The organism is Syntrophotalea carbinolica DSM 2380 (assembly GCF_000012885.1).
Taxonomy (GTDB): domain Bacteria; phylum Desulfobacterota; class Desulfuromonadia; order Desulfuromonadales; family Syntrophotaleaceae; genus Syntrophotalea; species Syntrophotalea carbinolica.
Genome location: NC_007498.2, coordinates 1,882,698 through 1,905,680 on the forward strand (window position 1 = coordinate 1,882,698; position 22,983 = coordinate 1,905,680).

A 22,983-nucleotide genomic window follows, 5' to 3' on the forward strand; every position below is an offset into this window, starting at 1 on the left:
TGAAAATGGCGGCTATTGCCCTGAATAATACTCCTGGAGAGGAACAACGTCAAGCTTTTCTCGTCCCAGAGACAGTACGGCATCCACGGCGGCAATGATGCCTTCGAGGGTTGTATAGTAGGCAATGTTGTACATCAGGGCCGTACGCCGGATGGAATAGGAATCGGATACGGATTGCGGCCCGAAAGTGGTGTTGAATACCATGTCGATTTCTTTGCTTTTCAGTGCATCAACACAATGCGGGCGACCTTCTTTAACCTTGTTGATGGCGGTTACCGGAAGCCCGTTGGCCTCGAGGAAAGAAGCTGTTCCACGGGTTGCAACCAGGGAAAAACCACCCTCAACCAGGCGCCGTGCCGGCTCAAGGAAGGTTTGCTTGTCGCCATCCTTGAGGCTGATAAAGACCTTGCCTTTGACAGGCAGAATCACTCCGGCCGCCAGCTGAGCCTTGGCAAAGGCCCGATACAGGTTGGTGTCGATTCCCATGACCTCACCGGTCGATTTCATTTCGGGACCGAGCAGCGTATCGACCCCGGGGAACTTGACAAAGGGGAAGACGGCTTCCTTGACCGAGATGTAGGACGGAATGATCTCATCGTGGACCTGGAGATCTTCCAGAGTTTTTCCTGCCATGACCCGTGCAGCCAGTTTGGCCAGTGGTCGATTGGTCGCCTTGGATACAAACGGCACCGTGCGACTGGCGCGCGGATTGACTTCGAGCAGATAAATGGTGTCTTCCTTGACAGCGTATTGAATGTTCATCAAGCCGACGACACCGAGCTCCAAGGCAAGCTCCCGGGTCTGACGGCGGATTTCATCGACAATCTCGGGTTTCAGAGAGAACGGAGGCAATGCGCATGCCGAGTCGCCGGAGTGAATGCCGGCCTCTTCGATGTGCTGCATGATACCGCCGATAACGACGCTTTTTCCGTCGCACAGAGCATCGACATCGACTTCGATGGCATGTTCGAGAAATTTATCGATCAGAATCGGATGATCCGGGGAGGCCTGCACGGCATTTTGCATATAATTGCGCAAGGCATCGACATGGTAGACGATTTCCATGGCGCGACCGCCGAGAACGTAGGAAGGACGCACAACGACCGGATAACCGATACGTTCAGCGATCTTCTCAGCTTCGTCGAAGGAGCGTGCCAGACCATTGTCGGGTTGCAACAGGTTGAGCTTGAATAACAGTGCCTGAAAGCGCTCGCGGTCCTCGGCGCGGTCGATAGCATCGGGTGAAGTGCCGATGATGGGGACGCCGGCTTTTTCCAGCGACACGGCCAGTTTCAAAGGAGTCTGACCGCCGAACTGCACAATGACGCCCACAGGCTTTTCAATATGGACGATCTCGAGGACATCCTCAAAAGTCAAAGGTTCGAAATAAAGTCGGTCGGATGTATCGTAGTCGGTGGAAACGGTTTCAGGGTTGCAATTGACCATGATGGTTTCGTAACCATCCTCAGCCAAGGCCATAACGCCGTGAACGCAACAGTAATCGAACTCGATGCCTTGACCGATTCGATTGGGCCCGCCGCCGAGAATCATGATCTTTTTGCGGTCAGTCGGCATCGCTTCGCATTCGGTTTCATAAGTCGAATAAAGATACGGCGTATGGGCTATGAATTCGGCACCGCAGGTGTCAACGCGCTTGTAAACGGGATGAATGTTCATGTCAAGGCGCAGTTGACGTACCTCGTCCTCCGTTTTGCCCCAAAGTTGCGCCAGACGCCGATCGGAAAATCCGTTTTGCTTGGCTTCGCGCAACAATTCAGGCCATTCGGTGGCGGTAGCGGGCAATTCGACCAATTTGACCAGTTGCTCTTCCATCTCAATGATCTGCTGGATCTGAAAGAGGAACCAGGGATCGATACCGGTGGCGGTATAAATCTGCGGAATATCCATACCGGCGCGGAATGCGTCGGCGACATACCAGATACGCTCCCAGTTCGGTACATGCAGCTTGGTATTGAGCAGTTCCCGGGCGGCATCATCCAGGGGAGAACCCCACTCTGCAGGAGAGTTGTAGAGGCGACTTTCGAACCCGTAGGATCCGATTTCCATGGAACGCAGACCCTTTTGGAGGCTTTCTTTAAACGTCCTGCCGATGGACATGGCCTCTCCCACCGACTTCATCTGGGTGGTCAGTGTGCTGTCGGCCTGGGGAAATTTCTCGAAAGTAAAACGCGGAATCTTGGTGACCACATAATCGATGGTCGGTTCGAAGGAAGCAAAAGTTTCCTGGGTAATATCGTTGGGAATCTCATCCAGGGTGTAACCCACGGATAATTTTGCGGCAATTTTAGCAATGGGAAAACCCGTTGCCTTGGATGCCAGGGCCGACGACCGCGATACCCGGGGGTTCATCTCGATGACCGCCAGGCGTCCGTCGACGGGGTTGATGGCGAACTGAATATTGGAACCGCCGGTGTCGACCCCGATTTCGCGGATGATCTTGATGGAGGCATCGCGCAAAAGCTGGTATTCCTTGTCGGACAGGGTCTGCGCCGGCGCCACGGTGATGGAGTCGCCGGTATGAACGCCCATGGCATCGAAGTTTTCGATGGAGCAGATGATGACGACATTGTCGGCCTTGTCGCGCATGACCTCAAGCTCGAATTCTTTCCAACCGATGATCGACTCTTCCACCAGAATCTCATCGGTGGGAGAAGCATCGATGCCGCCGAGTGCCAGCGCTTCATATTCTTCACGGTTGTATGCGATACCGCCGCCCGTTCCGCCCAAGGTAAAAGAAGGACGAATAATGGCCGGATAGCCGACATACTCGATGATCTTCATCGCTTCTTCATAACTGTGGGCGAGGCCGGATCGGGGTACGGCTACGCCTATTTTGGCCATGGCTTCTTTAAACAGGGTGCGGTCCTCGGCTTTTTCAATAGCCGGCAGACTGGCACCGATCAATTCCACGCCGTAGCGTTCGAGTACACCGTTTTGGGCCGCGGCGACGGCGGTATTCAATGCGGTCTGGCCACCGAGAGTGGGTAAAATGGCGTCGGGACGCTCTGCTTCAATGATTTTCTCGAGGACTTCCGGTGTAACCGGCTCCACATAGGTCCGATCCGCTGTTTCCGGGTCGGTCATGATGGTGGCCGGGTTCGAATTCAAAAGGATAACGGTGTATCCCTCTTCTTTGAGAGCCTTGCAGGCCTGGGTTCCGGAATAATCGAATTCGCAGGCCTGGCCGATAATAATGGGCCCGGCGCCAATAATCAGAATTTTCTGAATATCTGTTCTTTTGGGCATGGTCTTTCCTTCACTTGATCCTGAAGCCCCGCAGGGCGCAAAGTTTTATTGGTTTTGCACTGTCCGCCTGAAAGTCCGTCAGCCCTGACTTTGGCGATTTTTTTCCATAAGGTCGGCAAAGCGCTCGAACAGGTAGCGTGCATCGTGAGGACCGGGAGATGCCTCGGGATGATACTGCACCGAAAAAGCCGGAAGCTTACAGTGTTCCAGGCCCTCGATGGTGTTGTCGTTAAGATTGATGTGTGTCAGTACCGCCGTGTTGTCGATAGAGCTTCCTTCCACCGCAAAACCATGGTTTTGAGAAGTTATCTCAACCTGCCCTTCGGCTTTGCGCTGAACCGGCTGGTTGCCGCCGCGATGCCCGAATTTCAACTTGTAGGTATGACCTCCCAGGGCCAGAGCTAAAAGCTGATGTCCGAGGCAGATGCCGAAAATGGGCATTTTGCCAAGCAGTTGACGAATGTTTTCCTGAGCATACTGGATCGGTTCGGGATCACCGGGGCCGTTGCTCAAAAACACGCCGTCAGGATTCATCGCCATGACGTCCTGTGCGGGGGTTGTAGCGGGAACCACCGTGACATCGCATCCGATCGCCACCAGGTTGCGCAGAATATTTCGCTTGATGCCGAAGTCGTAAGCCACGACTTTATAGCGAGGCTCTCCGGTTTGTTGCTGGTAGCCTTCGCTAAGATCCCACGGCCCTTCGGTCCAATGATAGGGCTCTTTACAGGTCACTTCCTTCACCAGGTCGCGTCCGACGATAGATGGGGCCTTGCGGGCCTTTTCGACCAGCGATTCGGGATCGAGATCGATGGATGAAATGATGCCGGTTTGGGCACCGTTATCGCGGATATGGCGCACCAGAGCGCGGGTGTCGATGCCCTGAATGCCGACGATCTGGTTCTGTTTAAGATAGTCGTCGAGGGTTGTGGTGCTGCGCCAGTTGCTGGGGTAAGGACAGGCCTCCTTGACAATAAATCCGGATAAATGAGGTCGGCCGGATTCAACATCTTCGGGATTAATACCGTAATTGCCAATCAGAGGATAAGTCATGGTTACGATCTCGCCACAGTAGGAGGGATCGGTCAGAATCTCCTGATAACCGGTCATGCTGGTATTGAAAACTACCTCTCCGGTTACTTCCCCTCGGGCGCCAAACGCTTTGCCGGTAAAAACCCTGCCATCGGCCAGGGCTAGAATTGCTTTCATGGGGCCTTACTCCTTACAGTTCTAAGATACGCTCAATGCAGTTGAATCTATATGCAGGTGACGGCGCTGCCTTCAGGGAGCGCCGTCGATTATCATTTATTGTTGTTCCGGATAGGATCACCGTTATAGCGCGCCTTTGGCAAACGCCGCGGCCGCTGATCAACCGTAACCCTTCCTGATGAAACGATCAATCAGACAGTCTATAGGTTATACGTCCGTCGACGATCGTGCAAATGGCGCGACCTTTGAGTTTCCAGTCGCCGAAGGGGGTATTCCTGCTCCGCGACTGCCCGGCCTGGGGATCCAACGTCCATTTGATTTCAGGGTCGATAATCGTCACGTCTGCTGGTCGGCCGACTTCCAGAGTGCCACCGGGCAAGCTCAGCGCAGCGGCGGGACCGCTAGTGAGGCAGGCAATAGCATCGGACAAGGACAAAGCCCCCTCTTCAACCAGACGCAAGGTAAGCGGCAAAGCGGTTTCCAGCCCGATAATACCATTTAACGCCAGGTTGAATTCGACATTTTTTTCATCGGGATGATGCGGAGCATGATCGGTCGCAATGACGCTCAGGGTGCCGTCTGCCAAGCCCTCGCGAATGGCTTCCAGGTCATCGCTGGTACGCAAAGGCGGGTTCATCTTGGCGTGCGTGTCATAGCCGCGAACGGCATCCTCGGTCAGGGTAAAGTAGTGAGGCGCCGTTTCGGCAGTAACCCTTGCGCCCCGTGCTTTGGCGGCGCGGATGATCTCGACAGCGCCCCGGGTTGAAACATGGGCCACATGCAGACGCGCATTGGTATACTCCGCAAGCATAACGTCCCGCGCAACAGCGGAGACTTCAGCAACCCACGGAATACCTCGCAGGCCAAGTTCGGTAGCGACGAAACCGTCGTTCATAACGCCGTCGCCGACCAGGGAAAGGTCTTCGGAATGACTGACAATGGGCAGGTCGAAAGAACGCGCGTATTCGAGAGCGCGACGCATGATTTCACCGTGGGAAACGGGATGCCCGTCGTCGGTGACTGCAACGCAACCGGCTTGTTTCATATCGCCAAGTTCGGCAAGGGATTCGCCCTTCAGACCTTTGGTTATAGCCCCTACGGGATAAACTTTGGCATGACCTGCCTGGGCGGCCTTGTGCAGAATATATTGGGTTGTGGCTTTGTTGTCGTTAACCGGGGAGGTGTTGGGCATACAGGCTACAGCGGTAAATCCACCGGCAGCCGCGGCCCGCGTTCCCGATTCGATATCTTCCTTGTATTCGAATCCCGGGTCGCGCAGATGAACATGGATGTCAATAAGGCCCGGGACGACCAGACAGCCGGCAGCATCGATCTTTTCGGCATCCGCCGTTTGAATATCCGTACCGACCTGCGCGATACGGTTATCTTCGATCAATACGTCAAACTTTTCATCGATACCGTGGGCCGGATCCAGAACCCGCCCATTCGTAATCAGAATTTTCATTATTATCCCTCTTCAAGCATGCGCGTTTACTGGGCCGAATCTTCGAGTTTTTCACCGCCAGAAACCAGATAAAGCAGTGCCATGCGCACGGCCACGCCGTTTTCCACCTGATCCAGAATAACATTCTGAGGTCCATCCGCTACCGCCGAGGAGATCTCGACACCGCGGTTCATGGGGCCGGGGTGCATGACAATGGCATCGGGCTTTGCAAGCTTCATTCTATCCGGGGTGAGCCCGTAAAACATGGAATATTCCCGCAGGGAAGGCAGCATGGTTTTGCCTTGTCGTTCCTGCTGAATGCGCAGCATCATGACGACATCGGCGCCGCTGACGGCATCGTCGATGCGATCGAACACCTGGGCCCCGAGACGCTCAATACCGGGCGGCAACATGGTACCGGGACCACACAGTCTTACCTCGGCACCCAGTTTGTTTAGAGCGTAAACATTGGATCGGGCAACGCGACTATGGGTAATGTCGCCGATAATAGCCACTGTCAATCCCTCGATATGCCCCTTCTTCTGCCGTATGGTGAGAAGGTCCAGCAGTGCCTGGCTGGGATGTTCGTGAGCGCCATCACCGGCATTGATGACCGAAAAATCACAACGCTCGGCTAAATAGTGAGGAGCGCCGGAGCAGGAGTGACGCATGACAATGATATCGGGCTTCATGGCCTCAAGATTCTTGGCCGTATCCTCCAGCGTTTCCCCCTTCACCACGGCGGAGGTCGATGCGCTGATGTTAACCGTATCGGCAGAGAGCCTTTTCCCTGCAATTTCAAAGGAGGTCCGAGTGCGGGTACTCGCTTCGAAAAAGACGTTGATAACCGTCTTTCCTCGCAAAGTGGGTACTTTTTTTATAGACCGCAGGCTTACGTCCTTGAAACTCTCGGCAGTATCCAGAATGAGGGTTATGTCCTCGGCCGACATCTGCTCGATACCAAGAATATGCTTGTGATTGAACGCCATGTCGCATCTCCTGATGTAAAAAATAAATCCTTAAATCAAATATTTATCTAGCAAGAACCAATAAAGTCCTTTAAGTCGATGCGCAAGCTGCTACGGTTTGCTCAGGCAAACTTCGACAGGACGTAACTGATCATCGAAACGCACCATAACCTGTTCGGATGCAGCCGTAGGAACGTTGCGTCCGACAAAATCCGGCCGGATGGGAAGTTCCCTGTGGCCGCGATCAACCAGCACCGCCAGTTGAATATTTCGCGGACGTCCGATATCCATCAAGGCATCCATGGCGGCACGAATGGTGCGACCGGTGAAAAGCACGTCATCCACCAGGATAATGCGTTTACCGTCGACGGGAAAAGGTATGTCTGTCTTGCCGACGGGCAGACTCCCGCGTGAGGCCAGATCGTCACGATACATGGTGATATCGACGGTACCCAAAGGAACGGTCACACCTTCAATGTCCTGCAAACGACTTTGCAGGCGCAACGCCAGATGATCTCCCCCGGTGCGAATCCCGACCAGGGCCACATTGTCAGTACCCTGATTATGCTCGAGGATTTCGTGGGCGATACGCGTCAGGGCTCTACTGATGGCGGCTTCATCCAGAATGATGGTTTCACTCTTCCCCATTTGATAACCCTCCGGATTTCAGGCAAAAAAAAGGTATCCTCTCTTTCGGGAGAAGATACCCGGACATCTTGGTTTTAATTTTTTGGTAAGACTTTATGATCACCCTTGCTAACCTCTCTGGATTAACTTAAAAGGCCTATTGAACGTTCCTACTAAATCTTTCGAAGGATACAGAAGAAGTGCTCCTTTGTCAATTCAAATTCAACCTTGACGTGCTGGTTTTATTTGATCAACCGCCCCATGCGATTCCAGCGAGGGCTGTGTTTTTTGCTGTCCCAGGACCAGTATTTAATGAACGCCAGCCCTTTTATCTCGGATTTTTCGACAAAACCCCAGAAGCGGCTGTCGTATGATCGGTCTCGGTTGTCGCCCATGACAAAATACTGTCCGCCGGGAACCTGTTGTGGCGCGAGATTGTCGCGGCGCGGATCCTCGGCAAAGAAGGGACCTTTATGAACGGCCTGGGGAATGTTCAACGCTTCGCCATTGATATACACCACCTTGCTGCGCACCTCAACAGTGTCTCCGGGGACGCCGATAACCCGTTTGATGAAGTCCCTGCGCTTATAAAAAGGGAGGTCTTCATCCAGCGGGAATTCAAAAACGATAACATCTCCGCGTTGCGGGTTGCGTAGACTTAGAAACCTCTCCTCGGACCACGGCACCTGTAATCCATAAATAAATTTGTTAACAAGCAGATGATCACCGATAAGCAAGGTGTCTTCCATCGATCCCGACGGGATTTTAAAAGCCTGAAACAAGAAGGTTCGTATGATCAGCGCCAAAATCAAGGCAACGCCGATCGCTTCGCCCCACTCACGATACCACGGCTTTCCGGAATTTTTATTGAGTGCTGTGCCGGACGAGGTGCGATTGGACATGCGTGTTATTCCTTTACTTTGAGGATGGCGAGGAAGGCTTCCTGGGGCAACTCGACGTTGCCGACCTGCTTCATGCGCTTCTTGCCTTCTTTCTGTTTTTCGAGCAATTTACGCTTACGGGTGATGTCGCCGCCATAACATTTGGCGGTAACGTCCTTACGCAACGCCTTGACGTTGGCACGTGCCACCACTTTGTTGCCGATCGCGGCCTGGACAGCGACTTCGTATTGCTGGCGCGGAATAAATTCTTTCATCTTGGCGACCAACTCCCGGCCACGCATCTGCGACTTGTCACGATGCACTATGAGCGACAGGGCGTCGACCGTTTCGGCGTTGACCAGGATATTCAAACGCACCAGATCGCTTGGACGGTAATCGAGGAATTCGTAGTCCAGGGAAGCGTACCCGCGGCTGACCGTCTTGAGACGGTCGTAGAAATCGAGCACGATTTCGTTAAGGGGCAGTTCATAGACGACCATGACACGATTGGAGGTCAGATATTTAATCTCGCGCTGGATACCGCGTTTCTCTTCGCACAGAGCAAGCACGCCGCCAACGTAATCGTTGGGAACGTGGATGGACGCCACAATGAACGGTTCCAGGATCTGATCGATATATTGCAGCTCAGGCAGCTTATTGGCACTATCGACGATAAGCTCTTCGCCTTTGGTGGTGATAACCCGGTAGCGTACAGTCGGGGCCGTGGTGATCAGCTCCATATTGAATTCACGCTCAAGGCGTTCCTGAATGATCTCCATATGCAGCAATCCGAGGAAACCGCAACGGAAACCGAATCCAAGGGCCAGGGAATTTTCAGGCTCAAAGGAAAAGGACGAATCGTTCAGGCGCAGCTTTTCCATGGCATCACGCAACGCGTCATAATCTCCGCTGTCTATGGGATACAGTCCGGAGTAGACCATGGGTTTGACTTCCTGAAAACCGGCTAAAGGGTTCTCGGCAGGTCGATGAAGATGGGTTACGGTGTCACCTACCTTGGCATCCTGCAACACCTTGATGCCCGCAATGACAAAACCGACCTCTCCTGCCGCCATTTCCGAAAACTCAACGGGATGAGGCGAAAAAGCCCCGATCTTAAGGACTTCATAGCTGCGTTTGCTGGCCATGAGTTGAATCTTGTCGCCTTTTTTCAGGGTACCGTCGAAGATCCGGACAAGCATAATGACGCCTTGATACGAGTCGTACCAGGAATCAAAAATCAATGCTTTAAGCGGCGCATCGGCATCGCCCTTCGGCGCAGGAACCTTCTCGACGATGGATTCGAGGATCTCGTGAATGCCGATGCCCTCTTTGGCGCTGGCTTCGACGGCGTCAGAGGCATCAAGACCAATGATCTCCTCGATCTCCTCCTTGATCCGCGCAGGTTCGGCACCGGGCAGGTCGACCTTGTTAAGCACCGGAAACACCTCGAGGTTTTGGTCGATGGCCAGGTAGACATTGGCCAGCGTTTGAGCCTCCACCCCCTGAGATGCATCGACGACCAGCATGCCACCTTCACAGGCTGCTAGCGAGCGACTCACTTCATAGCTGAAGTCAACATGCCCGGGAGTGTCGATGAGGTTCAGAATATAATCCTGACCGTCTTCAGCCCGATATTTAAGGCGAACGGCTTGCGCCTTGATGGTGATGCCACGTTCCCGCTCAAGGTCGAGCTTGTCGAGAAACTGGTTGGTCTTTTCGCGATCGCTAAGGGCTCCGGTGGTTTCGAGAAGGCGGTCCGCCAGAGTCGATTTACCGTGATCGATATGGGCTATAATGGAAAAATTGCGAATTTTACTACGTTCCATGAGGCTCTTTTCCGTGGAGTTTATAAAAGAATTTCGAATGGATCAATGTACAAAAACCCCCCGATTTTGTAAAGTGAAAAGGCGGTTTCCACGCTGCGATGGCTATTTTGGATCCATTCATGGCGCTTAGGCTTTTTACTTGATTCCTGTGCTGGGGATGGATACCCTTTGCGCTCCGGATGTATGTTGATTGAAGCCGTCTTTATCTTATACCAGAACGTCATTTTGCTGTAAGAGTCAACCGCGAATCGAGGTCATCAGGAGGGTCATTTTTTGAAAACCGTAGATGAGTTGATAAAGCACTCCGTAGATAAAACGCCGGGAAAAACCGCCCTGCGCTTCAAGGCTGCGGGCACCTGGCAGGATATGACCTATCAGGAATTATGGCATCAAGTCGAACGCATAGCCGGCGGCCTGCACCATTGGGGTATCCGCAAAGGGGACCGCATCGCTCTGATCGGTGCGACCTCGCCCGACTGGATCGCAGCCTACCTGGCTATCATGCAAAGCGGTGCGATTGTGGTTCCGGTCGACAAAGAACTTAAAGCTGGGGAGTTGCGCCACGTTCTTACCGATTGCGGGGCAAAATTGCTTTTCACAGAGCGTCCCTTCATCGAACTGCTTGCCGAAATAGGCGAAGGCCTTCCTGCCCTTGCAAAAATCGTCGTTATGGAAAAGACGGCAGAGCGCAGCCTGGATTCGCAAACTGAGCAAGTCATGGTCGATATTGTCGAAGCGTGGCGCGGCCTGGTGGAGCAATACCAGATTTCCGACATGGCAAGGCAGCAGGTTGAAAACCTGGGACGCCGACTGGAGCAACTGCATTACAAAAAGGCTGAAATCGCGAGTAAAAAGGAACGTAAAAAACAGCCGCCTTCAAGTATTTTCAACGATATCGAGTCATGGAAACATACCTTTTCCCTGCGCTTTAACCTCGAATCACTGGAACTGTTCGCAACACAAGGATCGATACCGGAAGTGGATCGCAGCCCCACAGATCCGGCCGTTATACTCTACACCTCGGGCACCACCGGGCGCGCCAAAGGAGCTATGCTGAGTCACGCCAATATCGTGACCAATATCGAGGCCGCCGTCCGTCACCTCGAAGTCGATGAAGGGATGCACACCCTGTCCTTCTTACCCATCAATCATGTTTTCGAGCAGGTTGCCGGCGTTCTCGCGCCGCTGTCCTTGTGCGGGACCGTGTCTATCGCCGAATCTCTTAAAAAAATCGGGCAGAATTTGATGGAGGAAAAACCCTCTCATGTTATGGGGGTCCCCGCTGTTTACCGAGTGCTTCTTGGACGCATAAGCCGAAGCATCGAAGAAAAGCCCCTTTCCCGAGCCCTTTTTGCCATCCCCTTAACGCGGCCGCTTGTAACTTCCAAGGTTCGAAAAGCGTTAGGGCGTAACATTACCTTTATCAGTGGCGGCGCGGCCCTCGATCCGGATCTTGCACGTGGCATGACCAAGCTGGGATTTACCGTCCTTCAGGGTTACGGCATTACGGAGACATCGCCGATCATCTCTGCGGAATCTCCCTCCAGACGAAAAATCGGAACCGTCGGCCAGGTTATTCCCGGCGTTCAGGTACGCATCGATCGCCCCAACGAAGAAGGTATCGGTGAAATCCTTGTTCAGGGACCCAACGTGATGCAGGGCTACTACAAGCGCCCCAAGGCCACGGCCGAGGCCATCGTAGACGGCTGGTACCATACCGGGGATCTCGGCCACATGGATGAAAACGGGTTTTTGTCTATCTGCGGTCGCATGAAAAACCTCATCGTCACCCCCAACGGCAAGAATGTGTATCCTGAAGAAGTCGAAAATGAGCTGTTGAAATGCCCCCTTGTCGCAGAAGTCATGGTCTATGGACACAAACTTTCGGCCACCGCCGAGGAGGTGCATGCCATCATTTTCCCGGACCAGGAAGCACTTGATCACTATGTGAGAGACAATGATCTGACGGCGCTGAATGAAGAGGATGTGGAAGAACTTATCCGGCGTGAAGTGCTGGAGGCCGGCAAACGGCTGGCCGATTATAAGAGGGTAAAGCGCTTCACCCTGCGCGATGATGAATTTCCCAAGACCACGACCAGAAAAATCAAGCGTTATGTAGTGGAAGCCGATATACCGGCCGGCGGTTAATGCAATGCTTTACTCTGTCATGTTTCTGCAAAAACCCCTTTTTTCTTTTCCAACTCGCTGGCATAGCGGGTCAATACCGCGCGTCGCGACAGCATGAACAACACCTTGCCGGGGTGCTCCGAATCGACCACGGGGATTTCCTCGATACCGCGCCGGGTAAACTTACGCAATGCCAGGGTCAGGGATTCTTCCGGAATAGTGGTTACAACCTGAGAAATAGCAACATCTCTTGCCAGGATAAGGGATGGCGGGATCTCTTCGTGAAGAATGCGCCGCAAATCGTTGATGGAAAAGATGCCGGTCATTTCCCCTTGCCGATCGATGACCGGAAAATAGTTGGTGTCGCTACCTGACATCTGTTCGATAATATCATTCAGCGGCATGTCTTCCGGAATCAGGGTCGGTTCTCTGCCGAACTCGGCCAGTTCTCCGACCGAGATGCCGGCCAGGACATTGACAACCAGGTCGCCAAGATGAGCGGGCGAATCGACCCTGCCGGTTACCTGCTGCTGATAAATAGAGCTGCGCCGGAAAAAGACCATGGCAACCACGCATACCAGCATCAGCGGCGCCAGCAATGCATAATTCCCCGTCAATTCGCTTACCATGATAAGCGTGGCAATGGGCGTATTGGCAACTCCGGCAAAAAAGCCGGCCATGCCGATAATCACACAGGTCCGCGGCTCGGCCAGCAACATGGGAAACAAGGCATGCACAACGGCGCCGAAACTACCGCCCAGCATGGCACCGATTACCAGGCTCGGAGCGAACACCCCTCCGGAACCTCCGGAGGAAATCGTCAGGCTGGTGGCAATGATCTTCCCTAATCCCAGCAGGACCATCAACCACAACGCCATTTTTCCGTAAAGAGCCGCCTGTACCCAGCCGTATCCCGAACCAAGCACTTGCGGTACGAACATGGCCATCACTCCGAGAATGAGACCGCCTAAAGCCGGTTTCAGCCAGGTTGGCATATTTAAAGCGACGAAACGATCCCTGGCATAATAAAAGGTCTTCACATAACCGGTGCCCAAAATGGCGCAGGCGATACCAAGCAGTAGATAAAAACCCAGTTCAACCGGGTGTTCGAAACGAAAGGCAGGCGTTGCCAATAAAGGACTCCATCCGGTCACGGCTCCAAACAGAGAGTAGGCTACAATCGAGGAGATGATGCAGGGGATAAGCCCTTCATGCTCGAACTCGGGATCCTGATAGAGAACTTCGACTGCAAAAAGTGCCCCGCCGAGAGGTGCGCGAAAGGTTGCACCTACCCCGCCGGCCATGCCTGCCAACAACAAAACGCGTCGGTCGGAGACGGAGAGTTTTAAACGATCGGCTAAAAACGACCCGAATCCGGCACCAATCTGGGCAATAGGCCCTTCCCTTCCGGCTGAGCCCCCGGTACTTATGGTTGCTACGGAAGCAATGGCCTTCACAACCGGGACTCGGCCTCGTATCAGGCCTTTTTTCTGATGAAACGCCTCAATGGCTGCATCGGTACCGTGCCCTTCGGCTTCGGGGGCAAATCGAAAAACCAGCCACCCGGAAACCAAACCTCCCAGGACGGGAATCACAAAAAGAAACCATCGATGCGACATCTTGAGAGAATTTACAACCCCACCGCTTTGTAGGGCATTGCCATGTCCCGGGGTGTGCAGCCCGCCCCAATGAACAAGAATCCACTCCGTTGCCGTATCGGTGGCGAAATAAAACGCCAGCGCACCAGCGCCTGCCACCAGGCCGACCAGGGCACTAAGCAACATGAATCGTCCAACAGCTCGGACGTCAAGATTGTGAAGGGACCTGCGCGGCTTAAGTAAGTCAGACATATTTCCCATTCTTACGGATAGGCGATCACACCCCGTGCAAGGGCACAGGCAGTCATCTACGGAACCGTATGGACTTGATAAAGATAATAATATCGTGGAGTTTCAAGATCTTCATAACAGGGTTTGATTATAGGAGGTTTAGTGCGGTCTGACAATCCCTTTGTGCACAGGGTAAGCAGGCCGTTTTTTGCCGAAGATCCGGGGCTCGAAAAACAGAACAAAGAACAGGGCCGTGACTTTGCCCTTTAAACGGTGAGCACGGGAAACAGTCGGCGAAATAGGCGGGATATTGAAGGTGGGCATGGCCGGCCGCGGCGCCATCAGCACCGCAGCCGGAGAACGATTTCATTGCTGCTCGGGGGGAATTCCAGGTGATTGAGATGAAGATCTGTCGATAAACAGGCGTGCTTCGGCTTCTGCGCAGATATCTCCGGATACCACCAGTCTCGAACGTACACGCACAATGCGTCTGCGATGACTGAGCACTTCCCCGAACAAGGTTATCTCGCATCCGCAGGGAACAGGTTTACGATAACGTACCTGCAATTCGGCTGTAACGGCTTGTCCTCCCAGACCCATGGCTGCATAAATACACGTTTCGTCGAGCAACGCAGCAAGGACACCACCGTGCGCAATCCTCCCCCACCCCTGAAAATGTTCCTCCAGCGTGACACGGCTGAAAGCACATAACAGGTCATGATCGGTCTGAAAGGAGGCCTTTATCCCCATGGGATTATGGCCACCGCAGACAAAACAGGAGTCGGTTTTGGAGAGCTGCATAGCTCAGCTTCCCAGACGGTTGATTTCAGAAACCTGAGTATTCAAGGTCCAGAAATCGTAAAGAATGCCCAAACCGAAAATACCGCCTGTCAACAGATACACAAGCCCGGTCAGCCATTTGCCGAGATAAAAGCGGTGGATGCCAACGATCCCGAGAAATCCCAATAAAAGCCAGGCGATGTTGTAATCCAAACGCCCTGCGGTAAACCGTTCGTCGGCTTGACGATCCATTCGAGGGATGAGAAAAAGATCCACGATCCAACCGATAAAAAACAGGCCGAGGGTGAAGAAATAAATAGTGCCGCTTATGGGTTTTCCGTAATAAAACCGATGCGCACCGATAAATCCGAAAATCCATAAAATGTAGCCGACAACAAGACTGTGCGTATTTTCCTGAACCATTTCATCCTCCTTCACAATGATCAACCGGTTTCTGGCTTTCGATCTTTAAATACCTGTATGCGCGTTATTTATGTCGCCGGTTCGTTCGAAAAGGCATCGGTGTCATCAAGATCGATGCGGGCGTTTTCCCGAATAATCGGCGATAAAACTTTGCTGTTTTGAATACCGAGTTGACGCAGGCTTTCAGCTCGACGAACCAGGTTCCCCCGCCCGGTGGTCAGCCGTTTATGAGCCTGACCATAAGTTTGGCGCGTTTTTTCGAGCAGATCGCCGATTTTTTCCAGATCATTGACGAAACGTACGAAATGATCGTAAAGATTGCCGGCTTGTCGGGCAATCTCTACAGCGTTTTGGTTCTGATATTCGTAGCGCCAGATATTCTGAATGGTTCGCAACGTCAATAGTAATGTTGAGGGGGAGACAATCATGACGTTTTGTGCAAAGGCTTTGCGAAAAAGGGTTTCATCCTCTTCAAGGGCCAACATGAAGGCCCCCTCGACAGGAATAAACATCAGCACAAAATCGAGACTGCGAAGACCCGGCAACGCCTGGTAATGCTTGCTTTGCAGTAACTTGATATGGCTATGCAAAGATGTCAGATGTTGGCGTAACGCAAGACTGCGTTGTTCGTCCTCCGAGGCATTCACATATCTTTCATAGGCGATCAGGGAAACCTTGGAATCAACGACAATATCTTTGTTTTCCGGCAGATGCACGACGATATCCGGTCGCAATTGTCGGCCCTGCGCATCGCGAAAACTGCCTTGCGCTTCGTATTCGCGCCCCTTATGGAGCCCGGACTGCTCCAGGATGCGCTCGAGTACGATTTCTCCCCAGATCCCCTGGGTCTTGACCTGTCCCTTAAGGGCGTTGGTAAGGTTGATTGCATCGGTCTGAATCTGCTGGTTACACTCCTGCAATCGTACGATTTCCTGACGCAATGAAAAACGCTCTCGGGCTTCCCTCTGGTAGGTTTCGTCGACCTTCTTTTCAAAATCCTTGAGTTGCGCCCGAAAGGGATGCAGCAGTTGGTCGAGGTTGGAACGACTCTGATCGACAAGATTGCGGCTTTTATCTTCAAAAATACGATATGCCAGGCTCTGAAATTCAAGTTTCATCTGCTCTTTGGCATCGTTGAGCAATTGAAGCTTCTCAGCGGCCTGTTTCCGTTCTTCTGCCAGCTTGGTTTCCAGAGAGGCTTGGCTCGCAGTGGCTGCTGTCAGAGCCTGCGCCGTACGCATACGCTCCTGCTGGGATTTTTCCAAACGCTCAAGCAGCGAGGCAATCTCCTGGCTTCGCGCGGCGAGGCGTTCTTCCAGTACGGCCTGAATCGATGCAGCCTCCTGACGAAACGCCTGTTGATCCGTCGCCGAACGGCGCTGCAGAAACATAGCCGCAAACAAAACACCCAAGACTGATCCGGCGCAAAAAGCACCCGCGAAGATAAACCATTCCATATTTTTTTTATGCGCAAAGGTTTTTTAAATGGTCATGCCAAATACTTATGCAAAACCCTCGGATAAGGGCGCCTGGATCAGTTTTGGCCATAGATATTAAAGAAAATCTTGTCATGTTGAAGCGATTCGGCGGAATGGGCCGGTTTGGATTCGTCAGGATAGCCGAGGCTGATAATCGATTCCACAACAAGATCCTCGGGTATCTGCAGCAATTCCTTTATATAATCCTCGGCTGCACTGCGACTGCTGTGTTGTCGCAACCTGATCTGCACCCAGCAGCTTCCAAGACCCATTTCTTCGGCTACAAGCTGAAGATTGGCTGCAGCAATGGAGCAATCTTCAATCCATACATCGCAGCGTTGCGGATCGGCACATACAACCACGGCCAAAGCTGCACCTTTAAGAAAGGCGGCTCCATGTTCTTTGCTTCGAGCGAGTTTTGCGAGCAGCCCTGGTTCCGTGACGAAAACGAACTGCCAGGGATTGAGATTTCTGGAGGAGGGAGATCGCAGCAGGGTTTCGACAAGAATGTCGATCTTCTCTTTTTCTATGGGGCGTGGCTGGTATTTCCTTACGCTGCGTCGTTTTTTAAGTAAAGACAGTAACATGATTGCTCCTCCTTTAGAAGTGCCATCCCTACTGCTCCCCTTGACATGGGCAGTCCCTACCCTGCGGGTCATCTGTTCCGGTAGGTATTTCTATGAATTTTATCGTCTGCAAAATCATTGGCGCCATGAGCCGCGATCGTTGCCAAGGGGTAACCTATGCCGATGATGGACGCGACCTCAAGATGTTCAGGCAATCCAAGCTGATGGCGCACCACACTTGACGAAGAGACCCCTGTTTGGTGTTGCCGACGACGAATTTGCGACCAGCAGCTGCCCAACCCGAGATCCTCGGCAGCCAATTGAACAATAGTTGCGGCAACCGCACAATCTTCCACCCAGACATCGCTGACACCCGGATCGCCGCAGATGACGATACATAACGGAGCTCGGGCAAGGAAACCGGCGCCCTTGGGTTTTACCGAAGCCAGGTTGGCGATAATATCGGGGTCGGTGACCAGAACAAACTCCCAGGGGTGACGCCCCTTGGAAGTCGGCGAACGAAGCAGAGCTTCAACGAGAAGGTCAATTTTTTCTTCTTCAATCGGAGATTGATCGAAGCTGCGGATACTGCGACGCTTGCGCAGTAATTCCATGAACATTCCACAGTCCTCCCTAAACACCCTATAGTAATCTACGAAAGCCGACGTTTCGGCACTCAATGTTGAATCCAATGCCGTGGTTGACTGCTACGGTCTCATGGCTTGCGGGGCTGTCTGTCACACCACCTGGGGATCCAGAGAATTCACGGGAGCCACCGAAAAGACACTTGCCTGAAAAAGTGATGCCCTAATGATTTCAATACACTACCAGTTGAGTAAGGAAAATTCAAGGAAAGCCGGGGAGAGACGGTTCGGGAACCTGCCACGTCAAACGTGCAGATGTTTGAGGGTGTGAATTTCATTTTTATGATAAATGTCATAAAAGACAACGCTGCGGTCTGCCAGCTTCTTGCAATGGTCGCATAGTTTAGCCAGTTTGTCGCGATCTTTGCGACATATCTCGCACCAATGGTAGATGAGCCTGTAATCACGACGGCCTACATATTTTTTCAAGCGTCCATGATGAACCCCATGCATGACACCATCGGCATCCGATGGATTTTGCAGCAACCGTGTAATAACTTTGCGAATCCTCTTGTAGCCGGTTGGATCTTTTCTCCGGATTTTGGACATTTTTGCTGCAAATGAGGCTGTGGAATGAAAACGATAGGTATCCATGGCGATCCTCAGGCCGTCCGGAGAAGTCCGCGGAGTTTATCAAGTTTTTTATCAATGGCACGAGAAACGCTTTCCTCGCCGAACATAAACATAAGCTGATGCGCCATGAGAACGACGTCGGCAAGTTCATCGATGACTTCCGCTTCAGCAACCTTGCCCCGTTTGTAGTGCTTGAGAACGGCGATCAGTTCAGCGCATTCTTCTATCATCTGGTCATACTGGGCTTCATCTCCCCACTTGGTTATGGTCTTCTTGAAAATATCTCTGTCGATTTGGTTTTTCATGTCAATTCCCTGCTGTATTGATAAAGACGTTTCGGTAGACACACAAATGCTGTGCCGGTTTGAACCGAAACAATATTTGCCAGATGAATAACTTAAGCGGATAAAAGTGGCTACCGGGACACGATCATAATGCCCTTAGTGAAACCTGGAAAGGAAAGTTACAACAGCAATAAGTAAAACGACGGGAAGCTCGAGAGATAGAATACATTTTCACAAAAAAGAAGGCTGCGCAACCATTAAAAAAGAAACATCCCCTTCCTGAATAAATTTAATTTTTTCCTGATTAAATATTCCTGGGGCTACCATAAAAACTTAATTTCTGGCGTTGGAACTCATGGCAGTGCGCTGCTCAGTCGGTTGGCAGGGGATATCTATTTTGATTATTTCACCCCTCTTCTTAATAAAAACACTCTTCTGCTTAACTGAGAGATCATACTCCGCACTGGAACAACTCAAAGGATAATTTGTACCGTTTTCAAGGCCGGGAATGAACGCCGGTAAAGGATATTCAACATTATCAAGCACGCACACCACGGCTTTTTCAAGGGGAATTTCACCATCATCCCATTTTTGATTATTATTATCATCGAGAAAGGCATCGATAATAACCGTTCCATTCTCTGTGGGCATAAGCGGTGCGCCACCGAAAAAAAGATTGAAAATGTTATCCTTTTTCACACCTTCATTTTTGATATTGAATTCCGTTTCAGACTCATCGGCCCAAACCGGTTGTGTTATCCCGGATAAGCCCGGAGATATCATGTACAATGAAAAAATGGCAAAGCATGCCATCATTTTTACGTATTTAATCATTATGAAACCCTGTCCCCGCAAAGAGAGTTACTGTTGTTCCACCTTCATCAACGCGACCTGCAGGCATTATAGCCGGAATGGACAGAACATGCCAACATGCGATTGGTGGTTATTTGGAAGGCTTTGTGTCAAGGATTGGTATCAACGCGTTATCGCCCAGGAGAAACCATGAATAAGCTACTGATCATCTGCGCTTTGACAACCTGCCTGATGGCGTGCAAGCAAGCGGATTGGGATAACCGCGACCCTGTTCCGACGCCATATCAAGCGAGCAACATCGGACAGAACGGTAAGGACGACATTCGGTTCCCACACTCACGGCATGCCTCAATCTTTGCGTGTAACATCTGCCACCGGGATAACATCGCCAAAATAAGGCTTGATCAACAACAGGGACATGGACGATGTCTCGACTGTCATCGCAACAAAGGGCGCGGACCGACAGACTGCGGTGGTTGCCATATCCACGAATAGACCATTTTTAACGTAAAACGGCCCCCCTTTTTTTCAGGAGGGCAGCTCGTTTTTCAGGCCGGCAGAATAAGATGTAAGGGCACTAACTCAATAGCCGGGAGTCGATAATACCGGGCTCATTTCCCGATAAATATCTTCAGCCGCAGGGAAAGGCTTGAGAGCTCGCTCGAAGATGCCCAGTGAGTAGGCAATCGTCAGGCCATAGTTGCTGCATGGTACGCCAGCTTCCTGGCAACGCATGATACGGGAAAGGACTTCGCGCCGGTTCCACATGCAAGATCCGCAATTGATAACCAATTTATAGGACGATATGTCTTCGGGGAAATCGTGTCCCTGAACATGGACGAACTCCAGCTTGCCACCGACATATTGCTGCAGCCAGCGTGGTATTTTAACCCGACCGATATCTTCCCCGATGGGATGGTGACTGCATGATTCGGCAATCAATATGCGATCCCCGGGGACCAAGTTTTCAATAGCCATGGTACCCCGTACGTAAGCAGACAAATCCCCTTTATATCGCGCAAAAAGTATGGAAAAAGAAGTCATGAGCACATCGTCCGGGGTGTCTCCGGCAACCTTCAGGAAGGCTTGAGAGTCGGTTACCACCAGAGCCGGTGGACGTTTCAGACGATCAAGAGCGTCGCGCAACTCCCTCTCCTTGACCACCATGCAATAAGCGTCGTTATCGAGGATATCCCGAATAGACTGAACCTGCGGGAGAATCAGACGGCCCTTTGGCGCTTCCATATCGATGGGCACCACCAACACGGCCATCTCCCCGGAGGGTACCAAATCGCCCACAATGGACGGGGGATTGATGAATTCCTCAGGCACCGTGCGGATCAGTGATTCACGCAGTTCTATGATACCCTCGCCTTTTTCGGCTGCTGTCGCAACGCACGGGACGTCCTTTTGCGAAAGACTCTCCAGATGCCCTGTGTCCGGTTGTGCAATATCGGTCTTGTTAAAAACAACGACGACAGGTATCTGCCGTTGCTGAAGCTCAGCAAGGATGGCATCTTCAAAGTCGTCCCACCTTCCCGCCTCGGCGACAATCAAGCCGATGTCGGTTCGATCAAAAACCTGCCGGGTTTTCTGAACGCGCATTTCACCCAGGGCCCCGACATCATCGATACCGGCGGTATCAATAAACAAAACCGGCCCGATGGGAAGCATTTCCATCGGTTTTTCAACGGCATCGGTGGTCGTACCGGCGACGTTGGAAACGATAGAAACATTTTGCCGGGTCAAGGCATTGAGTAATGAAGATTTACCTACGTTGCGGCGGCCGAACAAGCCGATGTGCAACCGCATTCCTTTCGGTGTAGCTTTCATCGAGGCCCCTTGTTTATGGGCGTTCCCAGACGGGTAACGCTCTCCGGAGAGATGAGTTCGTCAAAAGTTTCCGCCGTAACCAGACCGCCTTCGATGGCGAGCTCGCGAAGACCCCGCCCCGTGGTCGCTACCTGCTGGGCAAGTTCGGTGGCTTTCTGATATCCGATCAGGCTTACCAAAGCGGTGACACTGGCGGTTGAATTGATGACATGTTGGCGGCAGCGTGCTTCGTTGGCTTCGAGTTGTTCCACGCAAAAGCGCCGTAATATACTGCATGCATGATTTAACAGATCGATGCTTCCGAGTAAAGCGTCGGCCACTAACGGAAGAAACGGATTAAGTTCCAGATGGCCCATGGCACAGGCTTGAGCGATAGTCTGATCGTTGGACATGACAACCATGGCAGCCTGGGAAACCGCTTCCGGAATGACCGGATTGACCTTACCGGGCATAATGGAGGATCCGGCCTGTCGATGCGGCAGACTCAGCTCCCCTATGCCAGCATCGGGACCGGAGGATAAAAACCGAAGGTCCCCAGAAATTTTAAGCAGATTGGTCGCTAACGCCTTGAGAATACCGCTGACTTCAACAAAGGCATCCACATTCTGCGTTGCATCGATCAGGTTTTCGGCGCGAGCCAGACCCAGTCCGGTTATGCTTCGGAGTTTTTCCACCACCTTGAAAATATATTGCCGAGGGGCGGCAAGCCCGGTACCGATAGCCGTCCCGCCGAGGTTAACCACCCTGAGGCGCTCTTCACATTTGTAAATACGCCATCGATCCCTGGCAAAAGCATCGGCATAAGCGGACATCTCCCGACCCAGGGTGGTCAGGGCCGCATCCTGCAACTGGGTGCGTCCTATTTTGACCACATGGGCCAAGGCTTTTTCCTGTGCCTGAAAGGCCTCGAGCAAGGCGACAACTTCCCTTTCCAAAAGCCGCAATTGCTGAATCGCAGCGACTTTAAGGGCGGTCGGAAAGGTATCGTTGGTCGATTGATGGCGATTGACATCCTCGAGAGGGTTTACCGTCCCGTATTCGCCGAGAGGTTTGTCCAGCAACTGCAGGGCGCGGTTGGCCAGAACCTCATTCACATTCATGTTGGTCGAAGTTCCGGCACCACCTTGCAGAGCATCCACGACGATATGATCATCAAGCCGCCCTTCCATCATTTCGGTACAGGCGTCCTCGAGGGCCTGGGCTTTGGGTTCAGGCCAGCAACCCAATTCGCGGTTGGTGCGGGTACACGCCAATTTAACGGCACCAAACGCATGAACCAGAGCCCGACTGACTTTTCTTCCGGTCAGGGGAAAGTTTTCCAGAGCTCGAACGGTATGGATGCCGTACAATGCCTGCTCCGGAACTTCAAGCTGGCCAAGAAGATCTTTTTCCGTACGATATGCGCTCATAA

General features: G+C 52.3%; 19 protein-coding genes. 1 reads left to right on the forward strand and 18 read right to left on the reverse strand.

Annotated features, from left to right (window positions below):
- Positions 1 to 12: 12 nt before the first annotated feature.
- From carB to lepA, 7 genes are all read right to left on the reverse strand, one after another.
- Positions 13 to 3,267, reverse strand: a complete 3,255-nt coding sequence (carB, locus tag PCAR_RS08980) for a carbamoyl-phosphate synthase large subunit (protein WP_011341343.1) — start codon at positions 3,265 to 3,267, stop codon at positions 13 to 15.
- Between the two features lie 78 nt (positions 3,268 to 3,345).
- On the reverse strand, positions 3,346 to 4,476 hold the full coding sequence (gene carA, locus PCAR_RS08985; protein ID WP_011341344.1) for a glutamine-hydrolyzing carbamoyl-phosphate synthase small subunit: 1,131 nt from the start codon (positions 4,474 to 4,476) through the stop codon (positions 3,346 to 3,348).
- Positions 4,477 to 4,663: 187 nt separating this feature from the next.
- The gene (locus tag PCAR_RS08990; RefSeq protein WP_011341345.1) at positions 4,664 to 5,941 is read right to left on the reverse strand and encodes a dihydroorotase; all 1,278 of its coding nucleotides are present in this window, start codon (positions 5,939 to 5,941) and stop codon (positions 4,664 to 4,666) included.
- Positions 5,942 to 5,967: 26 nt separating this feature from the next.
- Complete coding sequence (locus tag PCAR_RS08995; protein WP_011341346.1) at positions 5,968 to 6,909, reverse strand: aspartate carbamoyltransferase catalytic subunit; 942 nt, start codon at positions 6,907 to 6,909, stop codon at positions 5,968 to 5,970.
- Between the two features lie 90 nt (positions 6,910 to 6,999).
- Positions 7,000 to 7,536: a bifunctional pyr operon transcriptional regulator/uracil phosphoribosyltransferase PyrR gene (gene pyrR / locus PCAR_RS09000; RefSeq protein ID WP_011341347.1), complete on the reverse strand. Its 537-nt coding sequence runs from the start codon at positions 7,534 to 7,536 to the stop codon at positions 7,000 to 7,002.
- Positions 7,537 to 7,757: 221 nt separating this feature from the next.
- On the reverse strand, positions 7,758 to 8,417 hold the full coding sequence (gene lepB / locus PCAR_RS09005) for a signal peptidase I (RefSeq protein WP_011341348.1): 660 nt from the start codon (positions 8,415 to 8,417) through the stop codon (positions 7,758 to 7,760).
- 5 nt (positions 8,418 to 8,422) lie between these two features.
- Positions 8,423 to 10,222, reverse strand: a complete 1,800-nt coding sequence (gene lepA, locus PCAR_RS09010) for a translation elongation factor 4 (RefSeq protein ID WP_011341349.1) — start codon at positions 10,220 to 10,222, stop codon at positions 8,423 to 8,425.
- A 273-nt stretch (positions 10,223 to 10,495) separates the two neighbouring features.
- Here lepA and PCAR_RS09015 point away from each other — a divergent pair, with 273 nt between their 5' ends.
- Positions 10,496 to 12,370 carry an AMP-dependent synthetase/ligase gene (locus PCAR_RS09015; protein WP_011341350.1) on the forward strand — a complete coding sequence of 625 codons (1,875 nt, stop codon included), beginning with the start codon at positions 10,496 to 10,498 and terminating at the stop codon, positions 12,368 to 12,370.
- Positions 12,371 to 12,387: 17 nt separating this feature from the next.
- On the opposite strand, the gene PCAR_RS09020 is transcribed toward PCAR_RS09015, so the two are convergent.
- The 11 genes from PCAR_RS09020 to PCAR_RS09080 form a co-directional block, all read right to left on the reverse strand.
- Entirely contained in the window at positions 12,388 to 14,133 is a 1,746-nt protein-coding gene (locus PCAR_RS09020; RefSeq protein ID WP_245523278.1) for a chloride channel protein, read from the reverse strand.
- Positions 14,134 to 14,544: 411 nt separating this feature from the next.
- A complete protein-coding gene (locus tag PCAR_RS09030) occupies positions 14,545 to 14,979 on the reverse strand; it encodes a PaaI family thioesterase (protein ID WP_011341352.1) in 435 nt (144 codons plus the stop codon).
- Between the two features lie 3 nt (positions 14,980 to 14,982).
- Positions 14,983 to 15,381, reverse strand: a complete 399-nt coding sequence (locus PCAR_RS09035) for an NINE protein (protein ID WP_011341353.1) — start codon at positions 15,379 to 15,381, stop codon at positions 14,983 to 14,985.
- 68 nt (positions 15,382 to 15,449) lie between these two features.
- A complete protein-coding gene (locus tag PCAR_RS09040) occupies positions 15,450 to 16,793 on the reverse strand; it encodes a DNA recombination protein RmuC (protein ID WP_200858963.1) in 1,344 nt (447 codons plus the stop codon).
- 122 nt (positions 16,794 to 16,915) lie between these two features.
- The gene (locus PCAR_RS09045; RefSeq protein ID WP_011341355.1) at positions 16,916 to 17,446 is read right to left on the reverse strand and encodes a nitroreductase family protein; all 531 of its coding nucleotides are present in this window, start codon (positions 17,444 to 17,446) and stop codon (positions 16,916 to 16,918) included.
- A gap of 68 nt (positions 17,447 to 17,514) precedes the next feature.
- Complete coding sequence (locus tag PCAR_RS09050) at positions 17,515 to 18,045, reverse strand: nitroreductase family protein (protein WP_011341356.1); 531 nt, start codon at positions 18,043 to 18,045, stop codon at positions 17,515 to 17,517.
- A gap of 267 nt (positions 18,046 to 18,312) precedes the next feature.
- Positions 18,313 to 18,663 (reverse strand): hypothetical protein, encoded by a 351-nt coding sequence (locus PCAR_RS09055; protein ID WP_011341357.1) that lies wholly within the window; start codon positions 18,661 to 18,663, stop codon positions 18,313 to 18,315.
- A gap of 8 nt (positions 18,664 to 18,671) precedes the next feature.
- A complete protein-coding gene (locus PCAR_RS09060) occupies positions 18,672 to 18,947 on the reverse strand; it encodes an antitoxin (RefSeq protein WP_011341358.1) in 276 nt (91 codons plus the stop codon).
- Between the two features lie 312 nt (positions 18,948 to 19,259).
- Positions 19,260 to 19,760, reverse strand: coding sequence for a hypothetical protein (locus tag PCAR_RS09065; RefSeq protein WP_011341359.1), 501 nt, complete (start codon positions 19,758 to 19,760; stop codon positions 19,260 to 19,262).
- Between the two features lie 561 nt (positions 19,761 to 20,321).
- A complete protein-coding gene (gene hydF / locus PCAR_RS09075) occupies positions 20,322 to 21,572 on the reverse strand; it encodes a [FeFe] hydrogenase H-cluster maturation GTPase HydF (RefSeq protein WP_011341361.1) in 1,251 nt (416 codons plus the stop codon).
- A complete protein-coding gene (locus tag PCAR_RS09080) occupies positions 21,569 to 22,981 on the reverse strand; it encodes an aspartate ammonia-lyase (RefSeq protein ID WP_011341362.1) in 1,413 nt (470 codons plus the stop codon). Before PCAR_RS09080 ends, hydF begins: the two co-directional genes overlap by 4 nt.
- Between the last annotated feature and the right edge of the window lie 2 nt (positions 22,982 to 22,983).